The sequence below is a fragment of the Fischerella sp. JS2 genome (genome assembly GCF_032393985.1).
GTDB lineage: Bacteria > Cyanobacteriota > Cyanobacteriia > Cyanobacteriales > Nostocaceae > Fischerella.
In genome coordinates this window covers 6,084,370-6,102,382 of record NZ_CP135918.1, presented here as the reverse complement: position 1 = coordinate 6,102,382, position 18,013 = coordinate 6,084,370, and the positions used below count along the sequence as shown (strand labels likewise).

Below are 18,013 nucleotides of genomic sequence, written 5' to 3'. Positions count from 1 at the left end.
AGAATGTCACTTCATGAGCCCAAACTTAAAATATAGTGTTGGCAAATTACTGAAAAACTGAAATATTTAGGTTTAGGCAAAGCTCTAGTAAGTGCTGATGATAATATTTAGTTTTCAGTGTGTTTTGTTACAATTCACTTAAAAACTTAAGTATATTCACAAATTGTTAAATCGGGATGTCAAACAAAGCGATCGCAACACGGGTAGGGATTCTCCTGCATCCAACACTTCAGTTGTTCCACGACTTCAAGCAGATGGGTTTTCTGCTGTTATTGTTTTAATGGATAAATAAGCGAAAATTCATACTGCCATACTGCAACAGCTACCATAGGACAACTGTTGATCTGAGAATGCTGGTGCCAAAATATAATCTATGTCGATTGATTCCAACTCATCCCAAACCCCAAATCCAGAATCCATAACAAACCAAAACTTGCAACCAGACGATTTTGAAAATTCATCTAACGGTGATTTGACTTCAGATGAACTGACTAGGCAGCAAGCCTTAGCTGCTATTGCCTCACTACAGTCTCCTCAAAACACTTCTGCTTTACTACAAGCACGTTACGCAGTCAAACCAGTTTCTAGTAAGGCTATTGGCGTTAAACCAAGGGCTTTATTGCTAATAGTAGTGGCGATCGCCACTACTATCATCGGACTTGCCATCAATAACTGGATTGTTGGCCTTATGGGAACCGTTGTCACTTTGTTATTATCTGTAGCTATAGTTTGGCCTTGGTTGGAAGAACTACAAAAAGAGTGGTTTTCAGCACAAGAGCAAGCCTTAGTAGTTGGCTTATTGGGGATGATAGTAGCGATCGCTGGCTTGGTCAAATATAGCGGTCTCACTAATTTCCTAGTTTCTGTAGGACGCAAAATCAACTGGGAAGCATCTGGAACACTAGCGGAATGGTTTGGTGCTTTAGGACAAATTCTCATAGCCATCATCGCCGTTTACATTGCTTGGCGACAGTACATTATTTCTAAAGACCTAACTATTCAGCAAAACTTACTCACCGTCCAACAAAATCTTATTACCCAGCAGCAGACAATAGATTCCTATTTTCAAGGTATTTCTGATCTAGTACTAGATGAAGAAGGATTATTAGAAGATTGGCCTCAAGAAAGGTTACTCGCAGAAGGACGGACTGCGGCTATTCTCAGCAGTGTAGATGGTAGTGGGAAAGCAAAAATTTTGCGGTTTCTATCTCGTTCTAAATTGCTTTCACCCTTAAAACGTGACAGTCGACTTGGTCGAGCTATTCTTGATGGTACAGGAGGTTACTGTGAAGATCGGCTTCATGGTGTACGCGTGATTGATTTAGGCGTAATGCTTGCAGGTGCAGACCTCTGTGGCACTGATCTGCGGTGGACTGACTTAAGTGAAGCCAATCTTGTCCGCACCAATCTTAGTCAATGTGACTTAGTTAAAGCTAACCTCAGCCGTAGCATTTTATATGAAGCTAATCTTAGTGGTGCTGATTTGAATGGGGTTCGTTTGTTCTATGGTTCAGTAGAAAATGCAACTCCTCGCAGTCGTACCCATCCACCAAACTATAAAACTGGTGAATACACAGGCGCTGTCGTGGAAAATGCAGACTTTAGTGACGTCCAACGCCTGTCTGAAGCCAACCGATACTACTGCTGTACTTGGGGTGGAGAAAAAACCAGAGGTACAATTCCTGGTGGTTGCGAAGGTGTTCCCAATAAATTGGGAAGGTAGTTAGTAGGTAATTGGTAATTGTTATTAGCCATCAACCACTAACCACTAACCATTAACCATTAACCATTAACCATTAACCATTAACATTTACTTTCTTGGCTAATCCTAGAGTCTGTAAAACTTTAATTGCCCACCAAGTTATATCTATTTCCCACCAAAACAATCCTGCTTTGGCTAAATTTGGGTAAGCATGGTGATTGTTATGCCAGCCTTCTCCGTAAGTTAGAAGTGCTGCCCACCAAAGATTACGAGAGTTATCATTCACTGGAAAATAACGATAACCACGCAGATGGCTTGCAGAGTTAATTAGCCAAGTGCTATGCCAAAGCAATACTGCTCGTAGAAACACACCATAGACAACAAAAGACCATCCTCCCAAAGTATACAAGAGGACAGCAACAGGAATTTGTAATAGCAAAAAGTAGTGATTTAGCCAACGATAGAATGGATCACGATCTAAATCAGAAGCAAATTTTTTGTACATTTCATAGTTAAAAAACTCTCGACGCGGGTAAAAAATCCATAGCATATGGCTCCACCAAAAACCACGTTGGGCAGAGTAAGGATCTTTGTCTTTGTCCTCGGTATGAAGATGATGTAGTCGATGTCCAGCCACCCAAAAGATTGGCCCTCCTTGTAAAGCAAGAGCGCCCAAAGTTGCGATCGCATATTCTAACCACTTCGGCACATGCAAACTTCGGTGAGTCAAAAGTCGGTGATACCCTAAACAAATACCAATGCTGCCAAACAACCAATGCAGGAATATGGTTATTCCCAAAGCAGACCAAGAAAAATACCAAGGAGCAAGTAGTGCTAGGGCGTGGAATGTGCCAAAAAATGCCACGTTAGTCCAACTCAGAGTCAACGGTTGTTTGTCAACAGCCGCTGTAGAGTGTGCAGTCATAAATTTTTCCTTTGACGTGAATACTGTAAATTAACCAGTGCCAGGCATGTACTGGTTATTACATCCCCTGTGTCAGTTGACAAAGACAGCTAAACTAAGAATAGAGGATGCAAGTGCTACTTACATGCCTAAGTTTAGCAAGGATAAAATTTAATTGCAAGTGTTACTTGCATTTTTAGCTTATGCCCAATCAAGTCATTTCTACTCGAGAGCGATTAATTAATGCAGCAAGATCATTATTTGCAACGCAGGGAGTCACCGAAACTACAACAAAGCAAGTTGCAGAATTAGCACAAGTTAATGAAGTGACACTGTTCCGACATTTTGGCAATAAGCACGGGTTACTCTTAGCAGTAATTTCGGAATCATCAGTATTTCAAGAACTCGATAAGTCTTTAAAAATTCAAGCTAGCCAACCAGCTAGTGTTCACCAAGCTCTAAAAAACTATTGTGAAGATTGCCTACAGGCTCTAGAAAAAGTCCCCGATCTGGTGCGTTCTGTAGTTGGTGAAGCCGGAAATTATCCTTTAGAAAACCGTCAGGCATTAGGACGCAGCTTAACTCAAGCTAATCACTTTGTTGCCGAATATTTAGCAACAGTCATGGAACGCGAGCAATTACACACCCATTTACCAGCCAATAAGTTAGCAAGCTTACTCAACAGTATGTTGGTGGGGTACGCTGTGATTGAATTTACCAGTGAATTTCACCAACTTTGGGTTGACACAGACGAGTTTTTAGAAAATTTGGTGGCACTGTTTTTAAAAGGAGCAACGAACTCTACAAATTTAGCAGAAGCTATTTCTCCAGAAAAGGTGATAGATTTACCAGCAAATTTAGTTCACCTGATTTTGCAAAGAGCCAAAAAATCAGGACTGCGAGATTATGCCTTAATATATGTCTTGTTTGCAGCAGGTTTATCGGCCGCAGAAATTGTGAATTTAGAGCGATCGCATCAAATCAACGATGCCAATCAGCACTTATTACAAATTACTCAAGCTACTCCTCGACAAGTGCCTGTCAATCAGTGGATTATGAGTAAGCGCTATGGCTCCTATACTCGCAATCCATTAACTCAATGGCTCAAAAGCCGTAAAGATGAACATGCAGCGTTATTTCTCAACAATGAAGGAATGCCAATATCTGAGGAAGAAATACACAGAATCTGGCAGATATTAACTGAAGGATTGCTGACACCAGAAGGACAACAGCCAGTCATTGAGCAAGCTCAACAAACGTGGTGTGTAGAAATGCTGATGAAGGGAATGAATTTAGAGCAGATGAGTCTGATTACTGGTTGGAATTTAAGTAAGTTACAACCCTATGCTCATAGATCGAAAGAAAAATTGGCTCTAGAACAAGCTATTCGTCTCGATCATAAATTGAACGTGTAGTTGTGCTGTGCGATCGCTATTGTCATCACCTCTGATAAACGCATCCGGCAAGTGCTGCGGACGCTCTCCAGTCATTGATGGTAGCTGTGGTGCTTGCTGCTACTGCTTTTTCCATGTTGAATAGAAATCGTCTACCTCACAAAAAGTCTGGGTTACGTCCAGGCGAGATCCAATAGTGGACATTGCACCAGACACCTTGTTCGCTTAATTCTTATGCATTTCCATAAAGGGAAATAGCGTTTTCCCGCAAAACAGCAGCAGCAATATCATCCACTTCACTAACGGTAAGATCGCCATCTCGAATTGCTTCCTCTAGTACTTCTGCCAGAATTTGACGCCCCCACTTTGCCCCCAAATAATACAACTCCGGAATGAAATGAGCATCGGAGGAATACATCACTTTAGTAGTAGGAGTCAACTCCAATAATTGCCTAACCACTTTACGCATCCCCGCTACACTCAAAAAAGGTACTACTAAACCAAAATCTAAATAGACTTGAGGATAGACAGAAGCCAAATATCCAGCTTCCTGCATATATGGATAAGATGCATGAAGTAGGACGATGGGAGTATGGCGGTACTGGGGTGACTCTAAGAGATCACGTAAGTAAAGAGGATTTGCAAATCGCAAATCTAAATCAGGATCGCCATAGCCAGTATGAAATTGCACTGGTAACTGATATTTGTCTGCAATTACGAGTGCTTGATGCAGTAGAAAATCAATTAAATGTTTGTTCGCAAGACGTAGAGGTTGATGCTCAAATTGTTGTTTAATATCGTAAAAACTGCAAGCTGCTGCTGCTAAAGCCACGGGTTTGATATCTAAACCTGTGCGATAACAAGTAATGCTCTTGAAGGCAACAACCCCAGCAGGGGGTGGATCAATTTCCCGAATAAAATTTTCTAAAAATGTTTCAAAATCGTCTGCTTTCGGTATTAGTTGTTCTGCTAAAACTTCTAATCGTAAAATCCTTTTAACAGTGAGAAATTTTTCATGCCATGCAAGCGGTAGGATGGCATCTGGTTGCAATCCATCGTCTAAGAAAATTGCTTCTAAATTGGCATTTCTAAAATAGAGTTTTGTTAATTCTTCTAATCCCAACTCTTGGCGACGTGCCAGTATTACTTCTTCCTGTGCCTCACAATTTAGAAAATTAGCTATATCTCGTAAACTGCGTCGATAAAATAAAGTATGTCGAGCATGATAGTTAACTATTTCTGGAGCATAGCCTTCGGTAAACGCAGCAGCATAAGGATAACGGGCAGCTACTTCTGGTCGTAGCAGGTTATGGGCATGTTGATCTATGACAGGAATGTCCCAGAGATTCATCTCAAATCCTCGCTGAAGCTCCCCGCTATTTACTACTTCTGTGTAGCTGTGCTAGCCTCTTGTATGGTAACTGGCTGTAATTGTTCTACATTTTGTAGTGGCGATCGTCCTGGTGTCAGGTTATGACTCAGCCACATTAAACTCCCAATAAATATAGTCACCACTCCAATTAAAACACTGGTCAGTAATTTTACCTGAGAACGCAAAAATTTCACTTCTCTAGTTTGCTCATCCAATTCTGAAATATCATCGGCTGGAGGAAGTTTTTGCTCAATAATCATTTCTGCATTTTGTACAACTTGATTACTGAAAGTAACTTGTTGGTGCAACCAGTTAGTAATCAATAGAGGACAGTTTTTTCTTACCCAGTGCCAAGCAAAGATTCTGAATGCTGGTTTGGACATTCTCGCTATAAATCTTAATACTTTCTTGACAGGTCGAGAGCGAAACTTTTTATTAATTAAATGAACTGAACCTACATCATAAAGACGATCAAAAATGAGCTTAACAGTAGATTCTTCTTTATTGGTCAAATATTCAATAATCAGAAAAACTTCTTGCATCAGTTCTTCTTCTTTATTGTTTTCTGCCAAAACTTCTGTTAAATTATTTGATGTTTTGACTGTGTTATTCATAAATTTTGCTCTGGCAGCGTATCTTTAAATCTTTAAGTAAAAAGATATTTTAATTATTCAAAAAAGCCAATATGTCAACAAGCTTGTTTAGAAAAAATTTAATATTCACATTACAAACTACTACATAAACGATGAAGCACTTTATTTCGTGGTATCAGAAGACTGTACGTAATCGATAAAGATAAAAAGTTTACACCTCAAAACGAAAAGTTACAAGCTGTTTTTTAATTGTTTGGAAATATAAGATTATCTTAAAGGTTATCGTTGCCAAAAAAAATTACCTCTAGAGAGATTTGTTGAATTAATTAATGGTTAGTTGATGGTTGTTAGTTGGTTGTTGGTGGTTAGTGGGTAGAGACGCGATGTTCCTCGTGTCTGTCCATTAGTAGTTAGTGGTTATTCTCACACTCCCCACACTCCACCCTGCCTTAAGCCGCGCAGGGCGCACGGCAGGTGACGCCTCTTTCTTTATGCCGGGAGACCCTTACTTTACAGAAGCCGAGTAAAGCGCGTCTACGGCAATCGCTCATGGGGGACTCACCGGCCCCCTTTGGGGTTGGGGGAGGAACCCCCTGTGTAAGAGCCGTTGCCTCACCACCGCACTGCCTCGTCTACACACCCCTCACACCCCCATCTCTTCACATCTACCAAGGTAAACGACTACCATCCCACGAAAAGAACTGACCGCTATCCTCTATCTGTAGCTTGTCGATCACAGCCAGCAATTGGTTGACAGTACGTTCTACAGAGAAGAGTTTTTCTGTGGGTACGTTTTTTTGAAAAGGTTTAGAAAGACGAGTATCAGTTGTACCAGGATGCAATGTTACAACTATAGTTTTTGGGCTGATTCTGCCACACTCTATTGCTACGTTTCGCATCAACATATTTAGCGCCGCTTTAGAAGCGCGATAGCCATACCACCCACCAAGTTGATTATCCCCTATACTCCCGATTTTGGCAGAAATACTCGCAAAAACACTGCGATCGCTATGACGAAATAACGGTAACAAATGTTTAGCAAGCAATACCGCACCAATACTGTTCACTTGAAAGTAGTGCATTAAATTCTCAGAGTTAATCTGTTTGAGGCTCTTTTCTGGTTGCAGCGTCCCTTCATGCAGAACCCCAACACAGTTAACAACTAAATGTAGTTTATCTATCTCTGTCTGCAGGAGTTGTACAGCTTCAGAAATTTGTGCCTCATCTGTAATATCCATCGCCAGACAAGTTAGTCTCTGAGGATATTGATCTGACAACGCTATTAACTCAACAGCTGATTCTGGTTGACGATAGGTACCATATACTTTATTAATACCCTGCAATTGTAGTAATTTTTTTACAAATCCTAAACCAATACCTTGACTAGCACCCACAATCAAGGCATTACATAAGTCGGTATGAGTAAACATGTTTTATGTGATATTTGTTAGTAGTTACTGGTTAGTGGTTAGTGGTAAAGGTAAACAACTACTAACTACTATCTACTAATGTACAGACGCGAGGAACATCGCGTCTGTACTAACTACTAACTACTATCCATTATTCCGGCAATTTATACTGCCCTATGATACGCTTGGCGTATTCTGGTACGTGTTCCTCTAATTTCTCAGGATGATTCCGTTTTACATAAAGGTAATTGCGGGTGAAGTGGGAATCTATCGAGAAACGGGCGTATTCCAAACCTTTGGGGCCAATTTTTTCAATTACTACACCCATAAGTTTTGCTGCCCACATCGGTAGGGTAACACCTTTATCGTAAGCTGGTATACTTTGTTGCACTGCTGCTGTGCGATCGCCTTTGGACATAACTGGCTGAGTTTCCAGCTGGTCTTTCACCAATTCCAGCATTTCCCGACCGCGTTCATTTCTAACTACGATCCATTGCCAGCCAAAAGGTGCGCCCATATACCCAACTACCAAATCAGCTAGGGAATTTACGTAGTCAAAACAACTCATACACGAAGGGGCAAACACATCCTTCAGTTGGTTGGTTTTCAAACCAAAGAAAGGCACTGTTTCTGTTGATCCATCTTCATGCTTAAAGTGAACCCGGAAGTCCTGCATAAACTCGTAATGTACAACTGTGTCAGGCGATTTACTTGTGGTTTCTAAGAATTTTTGCAGTCCAGCACGAGTCACATTATCTACACAGGGTGTACCTAATACATAAAGCTTTTCCAGACCCAATTGCTTTTCCACAGCCCGCAAAGCTTGGATTTGACAACCAACACCAATTACTAACAAGCGCTTCATCCCTGATTTTTCTATCTGTTCCAAAACCGAGAGATTTGGTGAAAGAGTTGGTTTATTTACCCGCGCTGCTAGTATTTCTTCTGGGGTACGGGCAATCACAGGCATAGGCCCGAAGCGGTCTTCTTTGGTATTTTGCACACAAACCACGCCTTCTACCATGCCCCGATTCAACATTTCAATAGCGATCGCACTGACAATTCCTGTCCATTGCGCGCCGGGAATCGGCTGTTGTTTCCGCGCCGCCATCATATCCTGATGAACACCAAAATAAAGTTCATCAGCATTATCTAAATCGCGAGAACGAGTGTGTGTCTGTACTTCAAGTTCGTCTATTTGCTGATTAATAAAAGCACAAGCTTCCTTGACATAATGAATATAGTATGTATCACACAACCCACATTCGCTGCATAGTTCCTTGGCAGGGCGACGGCTACCGGGTTTGAGGGCTTTGGCTTTTTTGTGTTTGGGAAAATCTACTGAGGTCATTAAAATTTCTTCTTTAAAAACTCAGATCATTTATTTCACACTATCTCAGAGATTAGTACCAAACGAGTCGACAGGAACATCAAATTTACCTTTTCCCGACATTTCCAAACAATCTATTGGTCTGTCAACCTTACTTTGAGGAGTAAAGGAACGAACCGCGAAGGCGTGTAGACACGTAGACGGGTAGCGGTTTCCCGAAGTCTTTCTTTGCGTACTTTGCGCTCTTTGTAGTTCGTTTTTTAACCCCTCAAAACTTTTGCGATCACTATTCACACAGCCAAATCCTGATAGTTCCGTCAGCACTACCACTAGCAAGAATCTGTCCATCTGGACTAAAAGCTAGAGAATAAACTTCATTCACATGTCCAGTAAGAGTACAAATTTCCTCTTTTGTTTTGAGATTCCACAGTTTAACAGTTTCGTCAGCACTACCACTAGCAAGAATCTGTCCATCTGGACTAAAAGCTAGAGAATAAACTTCATTCACATGTCCAGTGAGAGTACAAATTTCCTCTTTTGTTTTGAGATTCCACAGTTTAATAGTTTCGTCGGCGCTACCACTAGCAATAATTTGTCCATCTGGGCTAAAGGCTACCGCATAAACTAGGGATAAATGTCCTTTGAGAGTAGCAATTGCTTCTTTAGTTTGGAGACTCCACAGTTTGATAGTTTTGTCGTGACTTCCACTGGCTATAGTTCCTCCTAGTTCCCCTTGGCTAATGGCTACAGAATTAACCCAATCTCCATGTTCCATAATTGGGATATTTCCAGAGGAAGTGCGAACTGCTTTTCCTGTTTTGAGATTCCATAGTTGAACACACCTACCGCGATCGCCACTGACAAGAATTTGTCCATCTGGACTAAAGCTAAGAGAATTAACACCGTAGGATTTGCCAGTGAATTGGCGAATTATTTTTCCTGTTGCTAGATCCCACAATTCAATAGTCTGACTTAGGCCACAACAGGCAAGGGTTTTGCGATCAGGGCTGAAAGCAAGAGATTTGAGGATACCTGTATTTCCCTTTAAGGTGCAAATTACTCGTCCCGTTTCCAAATTCCACAGTTTAATAAACGAACTACCGCTTGCTAGGAGTTTGCCATTTGGGCTAAGGGTAATGGCTTGGGAATTCCCTGTGAAGGTATGTATACACCTCCATTTTTCAGATTTGAGCAATGAAGCACTTTTGAATACAGCACTAGTATCTGTTAATGCTTCCACATCGTAAGAATTTTGTTCCAGAGGCGGCAATAACGCAGAAGCACCAGAACTTGCGAACGCACTTATCTTTTCAGGTTGGTATCCCAAGCTAGAACCAGCATTTTTGGGCAAGCCAGAAAAGACATTTGGTAGATGTGAGAGTGAAGACATGGTTCTTTTAAAGAAAGATGTGACAGCAAAAGTATGTTTTTAAACACAAATTTCCTAGCTAAAGCAAATGCTCAAGCCGGAATATTAATTATTAAGAGACAATAATGTTTACTGAACCAACTCTAATTTGGAAATTTTGTAAAAATTGTTGCCCTTGTATTGTGGTTTTCTAGGAAAAGATATCAATTCTAGTAACACACAAGTGAGTATTGTTTCTCCGTTTTATCCTGCTAATAGTAACATTGTCACTAGTGTTATTACGTACGATATCCAAAGAGCATGAAGTTAGCGATCGCTTCTGCAAAACCCACAAATGAACTGTAGTTTTCGGCAACAATAGAGACATTTATACCTAGTTTTTTGGCATTGGCTGCTGTGTAGGGGCCAAAACAAGCAATTACACAGTGCTGATAATCTGCTTTTGCAGTGATCATTTGCAAGAAGCCAGATATTTCCGCAGTGCTACTAAAAGCAATTACATCTATCTTGCCTTGACGAATTAAATTTAACTCCACCTCATATAAACTTTTGTCTAAGCACCGTGTCATATAGGTTGGTACACGGGTAACACTCATACCCAAATTTTTTAAACCAGCCACAAAATCAGGAATAACACTCGGTTCTGCAATTCCAACTACCTCTGGAACTGGCACAAGTACAGTTTGTTTATTGATATCTGGAACTTTAGCCAGTTCAGCAATTATTCCTTTGGGACTCGATTCTTGGGGAATTAAATCTACTTTGACACCAAAATTCGCTAATCTTTCCGCATCTTTGCCGATCGCAGACACTCGACAATTTTTCAGCACCGAAACGCTTATTCCCATAGCTTCTAAACGTTGAAAAAATCCATCAATGCCATTTCTACTGGTAAAAGCAATCCAATCAAATGTATCTATTTGTGTCAGTGCAGCATCTAATTCTGTAAAATCTGCTAATGCACAAGTTTCTATAGTTGGCATTAGCACAGGTAAAGCACCTTGATTGATCAGTTGTGATGATAATCTAGCGGCATAATTGCGGGGTGCTGTGACAAGAATACGCTTACCGTATAAGGGTAGTTGCACAGATGAAATCAGCAAATGGATCTACCTAATTACAAACAGTAATTTGATTTTGGCATTTCCTGCAAATTACATTTGATGTGAATTAGTTGGGGCAAAAAACATCCACAATCCATCTGTGTCCATCTGTGTGTATCGGTGGTCGATTTTCAAAACTAGAGTTAACGGAGGAATAAGAATTGAAGAGGTGTTTTGCGTAAGTCTTGTATTTTTAGGTAAACGAACACAGATGCACACTGATAAACACCGATAAATTACTCGTGTTCATTTGTGTCTACTCCTCTGTGTTCCCCCGAAACAGTTTATTTAGTATGTATCGGCAGTTGATTTCTAAAACACGATTTTTGTACTCAACCCTGACTTATGGAGTTGGGAATGAGAAAAGCATCTTGAAAAAACTAAAACCCCGACTTAGTAGCCGGGGCGACTTTTACTACACCTCTTGCACAATCAAAAAAATATCAGTATTGAGAAGCTGTGACTTGCCAAATTGCCGAATTGAGAATTGGAGAGTGAGGAGGTAGGGAGTGTGAGGGGTGTGAGGAGTGAGGGACGCGGGGATTATTGGCTCATAGCAAAACAAGATCCTCGAAAAAGATCCCCGACTTTTTCAAAAAGTCGGGGATTTGTAGTTTGCGACGCACTCCTAAAACTCAAAAAATCCTGAACTGATAATTGTACAGACGCGATTCATCGCGTCTCTAACTGATTTACATAGAATCAAGGCGTTTTCGTAACTGACTACTCAAAAAATCTATAACAGTAACAACTATCAACAACACCAACATCATCGTTGTTGCTTTATTGTATTCAAAGCCATCTATATAACTTTTCAACTGAAAACCAATACCCCCTGCTCCCACAACACCCAACACAGAAGCAGCGCGGATATTATACTCAAACATCCACAATGTATATCCTAAACCTAAGGGCAAAACTTGGGGTAAAATGCCGTATTGTGCTATTTGTAATCTTGATGCTCCCGTAACTTGTAGATATTCTATAGAACGAGAGTCCACCGCTTCGATCGCTTGTTGATAAAACTTTGCCAGGTAGCCAATTGTATAGATACTTAAAGCCAAAGTCCCAGCAGGTGCGCCCAATCCGGTTGCTGCGACAAAAATTAAACCCAAAATAATCGAAGGAACCGAACGCACTATATTTTGGAGGAAATTAGCCAACCATTGCAACCAAACAGGGGCGACATTACGGGCGCTAGTGATCGCAATTGGTAAAGAAACAATAGCCCCTAAAGTAGTTCCCCACAAAGACATCTGTATTGTCTCAATCAGCGCTTGAATAGCAACATCTAATACAGCTGGATCTGGTGGGAATAATCTGGAAATAAAATCAGTAATATAAGGCCAGCTATTTTTGAAGAGTTCAAAATCTACCTTCAGACCCTGCAATGCCCAAGCGTAAATTGCTACCACTAGGCAAAAGATCAGTAGACGACTCACCCAAGCAAAACGCTTCCAGAGAATTGCAAAGTGCTTCATTTTCAGTAGACAGCGTAAAAAACAAAACTTTGTGTGATGATTGTTAGTGGTTAGTAGTTAGTAGTTGTAGAGACGTGCCATGGCACGTCTCTACATTGGTTAGTGGTTACTGGTTTACTACTCCCCATACTCCCCACACTCCCCCCACCTCCCCACCTCCCCATTCCTTACCCTCTCATCACAGAAAACTGCGCTTGCAGATTCTCACAACCACCGTCATAAACAACACGTCCAGCATCCAAGACGATCGCTCGTTGGGCATATTCTGCTGCTATGCCCAAATCATGCAAAACTGTGACAATAGTTATGCCTTGCTGGAAATTTAATTGAGATAAAGTATCCATTACCTGTTTACAGCCCATGACATCTAAACCTGTAATTGGTTCATCAGCTAGGAGGATCTGGGGAGATTGAATTAAAGCCCGAGCGATCGCTACCCGTTGTTGTTGTCCACCGCTAAGCTGACTAGTTTTTTGATAGGCTTGCGCTCTTAAACCCAACTGTTCTAATATCTCTAAGGCTTGGCGACGATCATGTTTAGGAAAGCCAAACAGTGTTTGCCAAGTTGTGCGTGTACCAAGCTTGCCACACAATACATTATCAATAGCCGGGAGTTGACGAATTAGCCCCCCACCTTGAAACAACATCCCGATGTCCCCTCGGATTTGCAGTAGAGTGCGGGGATTAACTGGCACACCATTGATACTGATGCTTCCTCGTTCTAATGGTACTAGTCCAACAAGCGATCGCAGCAATGTAGACTTACCCGCACCATTTAGTCCTAGCAAAGCTACAAACTCACCATGATGAATCTGACAACTAATCCCATTCAGAATAGGACGCTGCAAAGATGGTGAATATGCTGTTTTTAGGTTGTGACACTCAATGACGGCAGACATGTTGGAGGAGGTGGGGGAATGGGGAGGTGTGAGGGGTGTGGGGAGATGGGGAGTAATAAACCACTAACTACTAATGTACAGACGCGATGAATTGCGTCTGTACCCACTAACTCTCTATGGTTGAATTCCTGCTAGTTGCAGGGCATTACGCAGAGGTGCTAGGTGTTGGTTATGGTTAACCTTGACCAACTCTGTGGAGTTATATAAGTTACGCAGTAATTGGTTGTTTTGTGGCTGATTCAACAACAGCATCGCATTAATGATTTTCTCGCGGGTAGCGGCGGGTACATCGTCATCAATAGCGACGCCGTGAGCAGGAACACCGGAGATTTTGTGCAGAATTCGCAGTTGATTCTTTTCTGCTTCCGTAATATACGGGGGGTTAAGAGCATATTCTGAGACAGCAGCTACATCCGCTTGACCACGTAATACAGCTTGGATTGCTTTGCTGTAGTTACCACCGTAGGCAACTTGTCCAAAGAAATTATTCAAGCGATCGCGGTTTGGTACAAGTCCCTGTTTCACAAGTTCACCAGTGGGGAAAATAAACCCAGAACCAGAAGTGGGGGAAGTGAAAGCCATTCTTTTGCCGCGCAATTGTGCCAAAGTGGCTTTAGCTGTGGACTGGGTTTTCAGGGGGCTATTTTTGGGAACAACAAATACAGAGTTATAAGTATATTTGCCTGAATATGTGGGGCGGACTTCAGCTAAATACAAACGAGCATTTGCCAATTGTTCCGCTTTCAGTGCTGGACGGCTACTCAAAAAAGCTATATCAGCACGGTTGGCTCTTAAAGCTTCTACTGCGGCGGTGTCATCACCGATCTGTGCTTTCACTGGAACTCCAAGTTGTTGAGATAAAAACGCTGCTACGGCATTAGCTTTATTTTGCAAATCTGTAGAGTCAGAACGACTGGGAAAGACAACCACTAATTCCTTTGTTTTTCCTTGGGCAAGTAGGGTTTGCTCTTTTTGGTTGGGAATTAGATTAGCGATCGCCGATTTCTCTCCAAATGTACTGGCAAACATACCCGTAAGGGCAACAGATGCGACACTTAAACCCAACACACCCTTGTGAATCAGTTTCATTATCTTTCTCCACTAGGAATTATTATCAGTATTTATGCGAATTTATTGCAATTGTTTTTGTTAAAACTTTAGAGTTTTCAAGAATTAAAGTCAAGATGAATTGTGTAAAAACTTGAGATCTAGGTAATGAGGACAATATCTCTGAGTGCTTGGAAGAGTCACAAATGCGTAGTGGCGTGGCAAGGCTAAATATAGTGCAAGAAATCTCTCCTTCTATCTGTGTTTGTTCTCTCTTGCCTTATTGATTTGTATAACAATAATTATTCTCTGATGGCAAAAATCTGCCATTCATAACAAATAATTTGTCACTGTACAACAAATGGACGTAACTGGATTCGAACCAGTGACCTCTACGATGTCAACGTAGCGCTCTAACCAACTGAGCTATACGTCCGCATTTTTACGATTATAACACAAATTTTCTGGTGTAAGCAAGTTTTGCAGATCATTGATTTTTGTCTATTTTTATAGCGTGTCTGCTTTGTCTTATTGGTGCTGAAAGTAGAGGCTGGCGTGATTCGTTACAATAGGAATATCTATATGCTCACAAGTCTTCGTCCTGATTGCCACAATTCTTATTTGGATGTTAAGTAATTATGCGCCAAAAAGTCTTAGCCTGGTTAGCTGAGAACGTTCCGAGTTCACGGATTAATCACATTCTGAGAGTAGAACAGATGGCGGTGGAATTAGCTCAACATTATCAATTAGATAGAGAAAAAGCTGCCACGGCTGGGCTAATGCATGATTTGGCAAAATATTTTCAATCCAAAAAACTTTTGCAGATGGCAGAGGTGGCTGGTTTGGAAATAGACGAGGTGATGGTAGCATCACCCCATCTGTTACATGCAGATGTTAGCGCCATCATCGCCAAAGAGACTTTTGGTGTACAAGATGAAGAAGTATTACAAGCGATCGCCAATCACACTTTGGGTAGACCAGGTATGAGTCCACTCTCTTGTATCGTATTTTTAGCAGATACTCTCGAACCAGGGCGGGGTGAGTCTGCTCAATTACAAGCTTTAAGAAAAACAAGTTTTGAAAATCTCGAACGGGCTGTTTGGTTAACCTGCGATTACACGTTCAAATTCTTGCTAGAAAGCCCTAGTCTGATTCATCCACGCGCGATCGCCACTCGCAATTGGTTTTTACAAAAGTCGAAAACTAAACAGCCAATTCTGGCAATAACTGTATAGACTGCTGTTTTTCTGTTAGTATTCAAAAAAACCAGCTCATACAGTTGCAGTTCAATGCTCATTTGTCAGTAATTGTAAAAACTTGTCAATAAACAAAGAAGCAGCTGAGGTTTAATGTCTGATTATTTCCAAGCCAACTTTCCATTACAATCACTCACTGTCCAAAAAAGTGCGCTCACAAGCCCACAAATTGATACCAATGACACTAGCGAAAATGTAGTCGCAACCATTGCTGAAGCAGCATCAGATCGGAAAGCAGGTGATATTTTAATACTGAGAGTGGCAGATGTATCTTATCTAGCAGACTATTTTGCATTCATGACCGGCTATTCCAGGGTGCAAGTAAGAGCGATTGCCGAGGCAGTAGAAGATCAAGTAGAACAAGAGTGGCAAAAGCGTCCCTTACGAGTAGAAGGAAAAGCTGAAGGGACTTGGGTAGTGCTAGATTACGGCGATGTTATCGTCCACATCATGATGCCAAAAGAGCGTGAGTTTTACAATTTAGAAGCCTTTTGGGGTCATGCAGAACGTGTCGAGTTTCCAACATCCGACGATGGTGGGGGTAAATCAACATGATCAAGTCTTCAGTCTCAAACTGCCCGGTTCCTACTGAACAACAACCACTCAATGAATACGAAGAGTTAAAATCTTCTTGGTTATTTAGTGATTGCACCTTAAACTGGCGTGACTACATCACAAAAATAGCTTGGATTTGGGGTTTATCTTGCGTACTTGCAGCACCAGTAGCAGCAGCAAGCTTTACTCCACACAAGTACACACTCCAGTTTGTTCTCTCCGGTGCTGCCGGAGGAAGTATCGGTGTCGTACTGATACTGTTACGGTTATATTTGGGCTGGTCTTACGTGCGCGATCGCCTTGCCAGCCCTATTATATTTTATGAAGAATCGGGCTGGTACGACGGTCAAACATGGACAAAACCGTTAGAAGTACTCAATCGCGATCGCTTAATTGTTACCTATGAAATTAAACCAATCATCAAACGGTTACAAATTACCTTTGCTGGCTTGGCTGTGTCCTTCGTTGTTGGTACGATAGTTTGGCACTTAGTTTAAATAGTCATTGGTCATTAGTCATTAGTCATTGGTAATTTACTTTGGACAAATGACAAAGGACAAATGACTAATGACAAATAACAAAATCACCATAGATAAACTACCCATGACAATGGGAAAACGAACCCAAGCCGCCACATTAGAAGTTAGATTACTGCGCGAAGGCATTATAGAATCAAAGCATATAGTCCAAGCAGTCGTATGCGACGAACGGGGACGGGTGCTGTCGGTTGCTGGCAATGCTGAAACCGCTACCTTTGTCCGTTCTGCCCTCAAGCCATTTCAGGCTCTGGCTGTCACTACCACAGGAACACTAGAACGCTATGATTTGAGCGATCGCGACTTAGCAATCATCACTAGTTCCCATAAAGGCACGATTCAGCAAGTTCGACAAGTATTTAATATTCTCTGGCGGGCTGATATTGACCCCTCAGCATTGCAATGTCCAACTCCTGAAGGCAAGCGTAGCCCCCTAGAATATAACTGCTCAGGGAAACATGCTGGAATGTTAGCCGTATGCCAACAGTGTAATTGGTCTTTAAACAACTACTTGCAGCGTAAACACCCTGTACAGCAGCTGATTATTACCAAAATAGCAGAATTGCTAAAAATGCCAGCTGAAGAATTTATCAGCGCTCATGATGACTGTGGCGCACCCACATATCTCATGCAACTGGCGCAAATGGGGTATTTGTATGCTCTACTAGCTTCTCGCAGCAATTTGGATATGGAGCGGATAGTCCGAGCCATGACTCACCATCCCACGATGGTAGCAGGAGATGGAGAATTTGACACCGAATTGATGCGTTTAACTCCAGGAGAACTGGTAAGTAAAGCTGGTGCTGAAGGAGTGCAGTGTATTGGCAGACTCGGTGAAGGTATGGGACTGGCAATAAAAGTCATAGATGGAGCCAAGCGGGCAAAATATGCTGCTGCCATTCACTTGCTTCAACAGATGGGTTGGATTAGTCCTAGCGTTGCCCAAGCTCTATCAGAAAAGTTCATGAACCTCGGTAAATACAAGCGTTTAGAAGTTGTTGGAGAATTATCACTTTTATAGTTGCCAATTTTTATTCTTTGCTGTTATAGTAGAGAAGACGAA

The 18,013-nt window shown here is 41.5% G+C and carries 16 protein-coding genes and 1 tRNA gene; 6 read left to right on the top strand and 11 right to left on the bottom strand.

What is annotated here, in order from left to right:
• The first annotated feature begins 373 nt into the window (after positions 1-373).
• Positions 374-1,723: a pentapeptide repeat-containing protein gene (locus RS893_RS26165; protein WP_315788528.1), complete on the top strand. Its 1,350-nt coding sequence runs from the start codon at positions 374-376 to the stop codon at positions 1,721-1,723.
• Positions 1,724-1,796: 73 nt separating this feature from the next.
• Here RS893_RS26165 and RS893_RS26160 read toward each other — a convergent pair whose 3' ends face one another.
• Positions 1,797-2,627, bottom strand: a complete 831-nt coding sequence (locus RS893_RS26160; protein ID WP_315788527.1) for an acyl-CoA desaturase — start codon at positions 2,625-2,627, stop codon at positions 1,797-1,799.
• Positions 2,628-2,809: 182 nt separating this feature from the next.
• Between RS893_RS26160 and RS893_RS26155 the strand changes: the two genes are divergently transcribed.
• Complete coding sequence (locus RS893_RS26155) at positions 2,810-4,021, top strand: TetR family transcriptional regulator (RefSeq protein ID WP_315788526.1); 1,212 nt, start codon at positions 2,810-2,812, stop codon at positions 4,019-4,021.
• Positions 4,022-4,232: 211 nt separating this feature from the next.
• On the opposite strand, the gene RS893_RS26150 is transcribed toward RS893_RS26155, so the two are convergent.
• The 10 genes from RS893_RS26150 to RS893_RS26105 form a co-directional block, all read right to left on the bottom strand.
• Positions 4,233-5,351, bottom strand: a complete 1,119-nt coding sequence (locus RS893_RS26150) for an amidohydrolase family protein (RefSeq protein WP_315788525.1) — start codon at positions 5,349-5,351, stop codon at positions 4,233-4,235.
• A gap of 32 nt (positions 5,352-5,383) precedes the next feature.
• Positions 5,384-5,986: a hypothetical protein gene (locus RS893_RS26145; RefSeq protein WP_315788524.1), complete on the bottom strand. Its 603-nt coding sequence runs from the start codon at positions 5,984-5,986 to the stop codon at positions 5,384-5,386.
• A gap of 644 nt (positions 5,987-6,630) precedes the next feature.
• On the bottom strand, positions 6,631-7,395 hold the full coding sequence (locus tag RS893_RS26140) for an SDR family NAD(P)-dependent oxidoreductase (RefSeq protein ID WP_315788523.1): 765 nt from the start codon (positions 7,393-7,395) through the stop codon (positions 6,631-6,633).
• Positions 7,396-7,525: 130 nt separating this feature from the next.
• Positions 7,526-8,725 (bottom strand): Coenzyme F420 hydrogenase/dehydrogenase, beta subunit C-terminal domain, encoded by a 1,200-nt coding sequence (locus RS893_RS26135; protein WP_315788522.1) that lies wholly within the window; start codon positions 8,723-8,725, stop codon positions 7,526-7,528.
• 265 nt (positions 8,726-8,990) lie between these two features.
• The gene (locus tag RS893_RS26130; RefSeq protein ID WP_315788521.1) at positions 8,991-10,094 is read right to left on the bottom strand and encodes a WD40 repeat domain-containing protein; all 1,104 of its coding nucleotides are present in this window, start codon (positions 10,092-10,094) and stop codon (positions 8,991-8,993) included.
• Positions 10,095-10,351: 257 nt separating this feature from the next.
• Positions 10,352-11,173: a uroporphyrinogen-III synthase gene (locus RS893_RS26125; RefSeq protein ID WP_315792104.1), complete on the bottom strand. Its 822-nt coding sequence runs from the start codon at positions 11,171-11,173 to the stop codon at positions 10,352-10,354.
• Between the two features lie 695 nt (positions 11,174-11,868).
• Positions 11,869-12,657 (bottom strand): phosphonate ABC transporter, permease protein PhnE, encoded by a 789-nt coding sequence (phnE, locus tag RS893_RS26120; protein WP_315788520.1) that lies wholly within the window; start codon positions 12,655-12,657, stop codon positions 11,869-11,871.
• Positions 12,658-12,824: 167 nt separating this feature from the next.
• Positions 12,825-13,556, bottom strand: coding sequence for a phosphonate ABC transporter ATP-binding protein (locus tag RS893_RS26115; RefSeq protein WP_315788519.1), 732 nt, complete (start codon positions 13,554-13,556; stop codon positions 12,825-12,827).
• 114 nt (positions 13,557-13,670) lie between these two features.
• Complete coding sequence (locus tag RS893_RS26110) at positions 13,671-14,645, bottom strand: phosphate/phosphite/phosphonate ABC transporter substrate-binding protein (RefSeq protein WP_315788518.1); 975 nt, start codon at positions 14,643-14,645, stop codon at positions 13,671-13,673.
• 320 nt (positions 14,646-14,965) lie between these two features.
• Positions 14,966-15,039, bottom strand: a tRNA-Val gene (locus tag RS893_RS26105).
• Positions 15,040-15,241: 202 nt separating this feature from the next.
• Between RS893_RS26105 and yqeK the strand changes: the two genes are divergently transcribed.
• From yqeK to RS893_RS26085, 4 genes are all read left to right on the top strand, one after another.
• On the top strand, positions 15,242-15,838 hold the full coding sequence (gene yqeK, locus RS893_RS26100; RefSeq protein WP_315788517.1) for a bis(5'-nucleosyl)-tetraphosphatase (symmetrical) YqeK: 597 nt from the start codon (positions 15,242-15,244) through the stop codon (positions 15,836-15,838).
• Positions 15,839-15,952: 114 nt separating this feature from the next.
• Positions 15,953-16,414, top strand: coding sequence for a ribosome silencing factor (gene rsfS, locus RS893_RS26095; RefSeq protein WP_315788516.1), 462 nt, complete (start codon positions 15,953-15,955; stop codon positions 16,412-16,414).
• Entirely contained in the window at positions 16,411-16,911 is a 501-nt protein-coding gene (locus tag RS893_RS26090; RefSeq protein ID WP_315788515.1) for a CGLD27 family protein, read from the top strand. Before rsfS ends, RS893_RS26090 begins: the two co-directional genes overlap by 4 nt.
• 106 nt (positions 16,912-17,017) lie before the next feature.
• Positions 17,018-17,971, top strand: coding sequence for an asparaginase (locus RS893_RS26085; protein ID WP_315792103.1), 954 nt, complete (start codon positions 17,018-17,020; stop codon positions 17,969-17,971).
• Positions 17,972-18,013 lie beyond the last annotated feature (42 nt).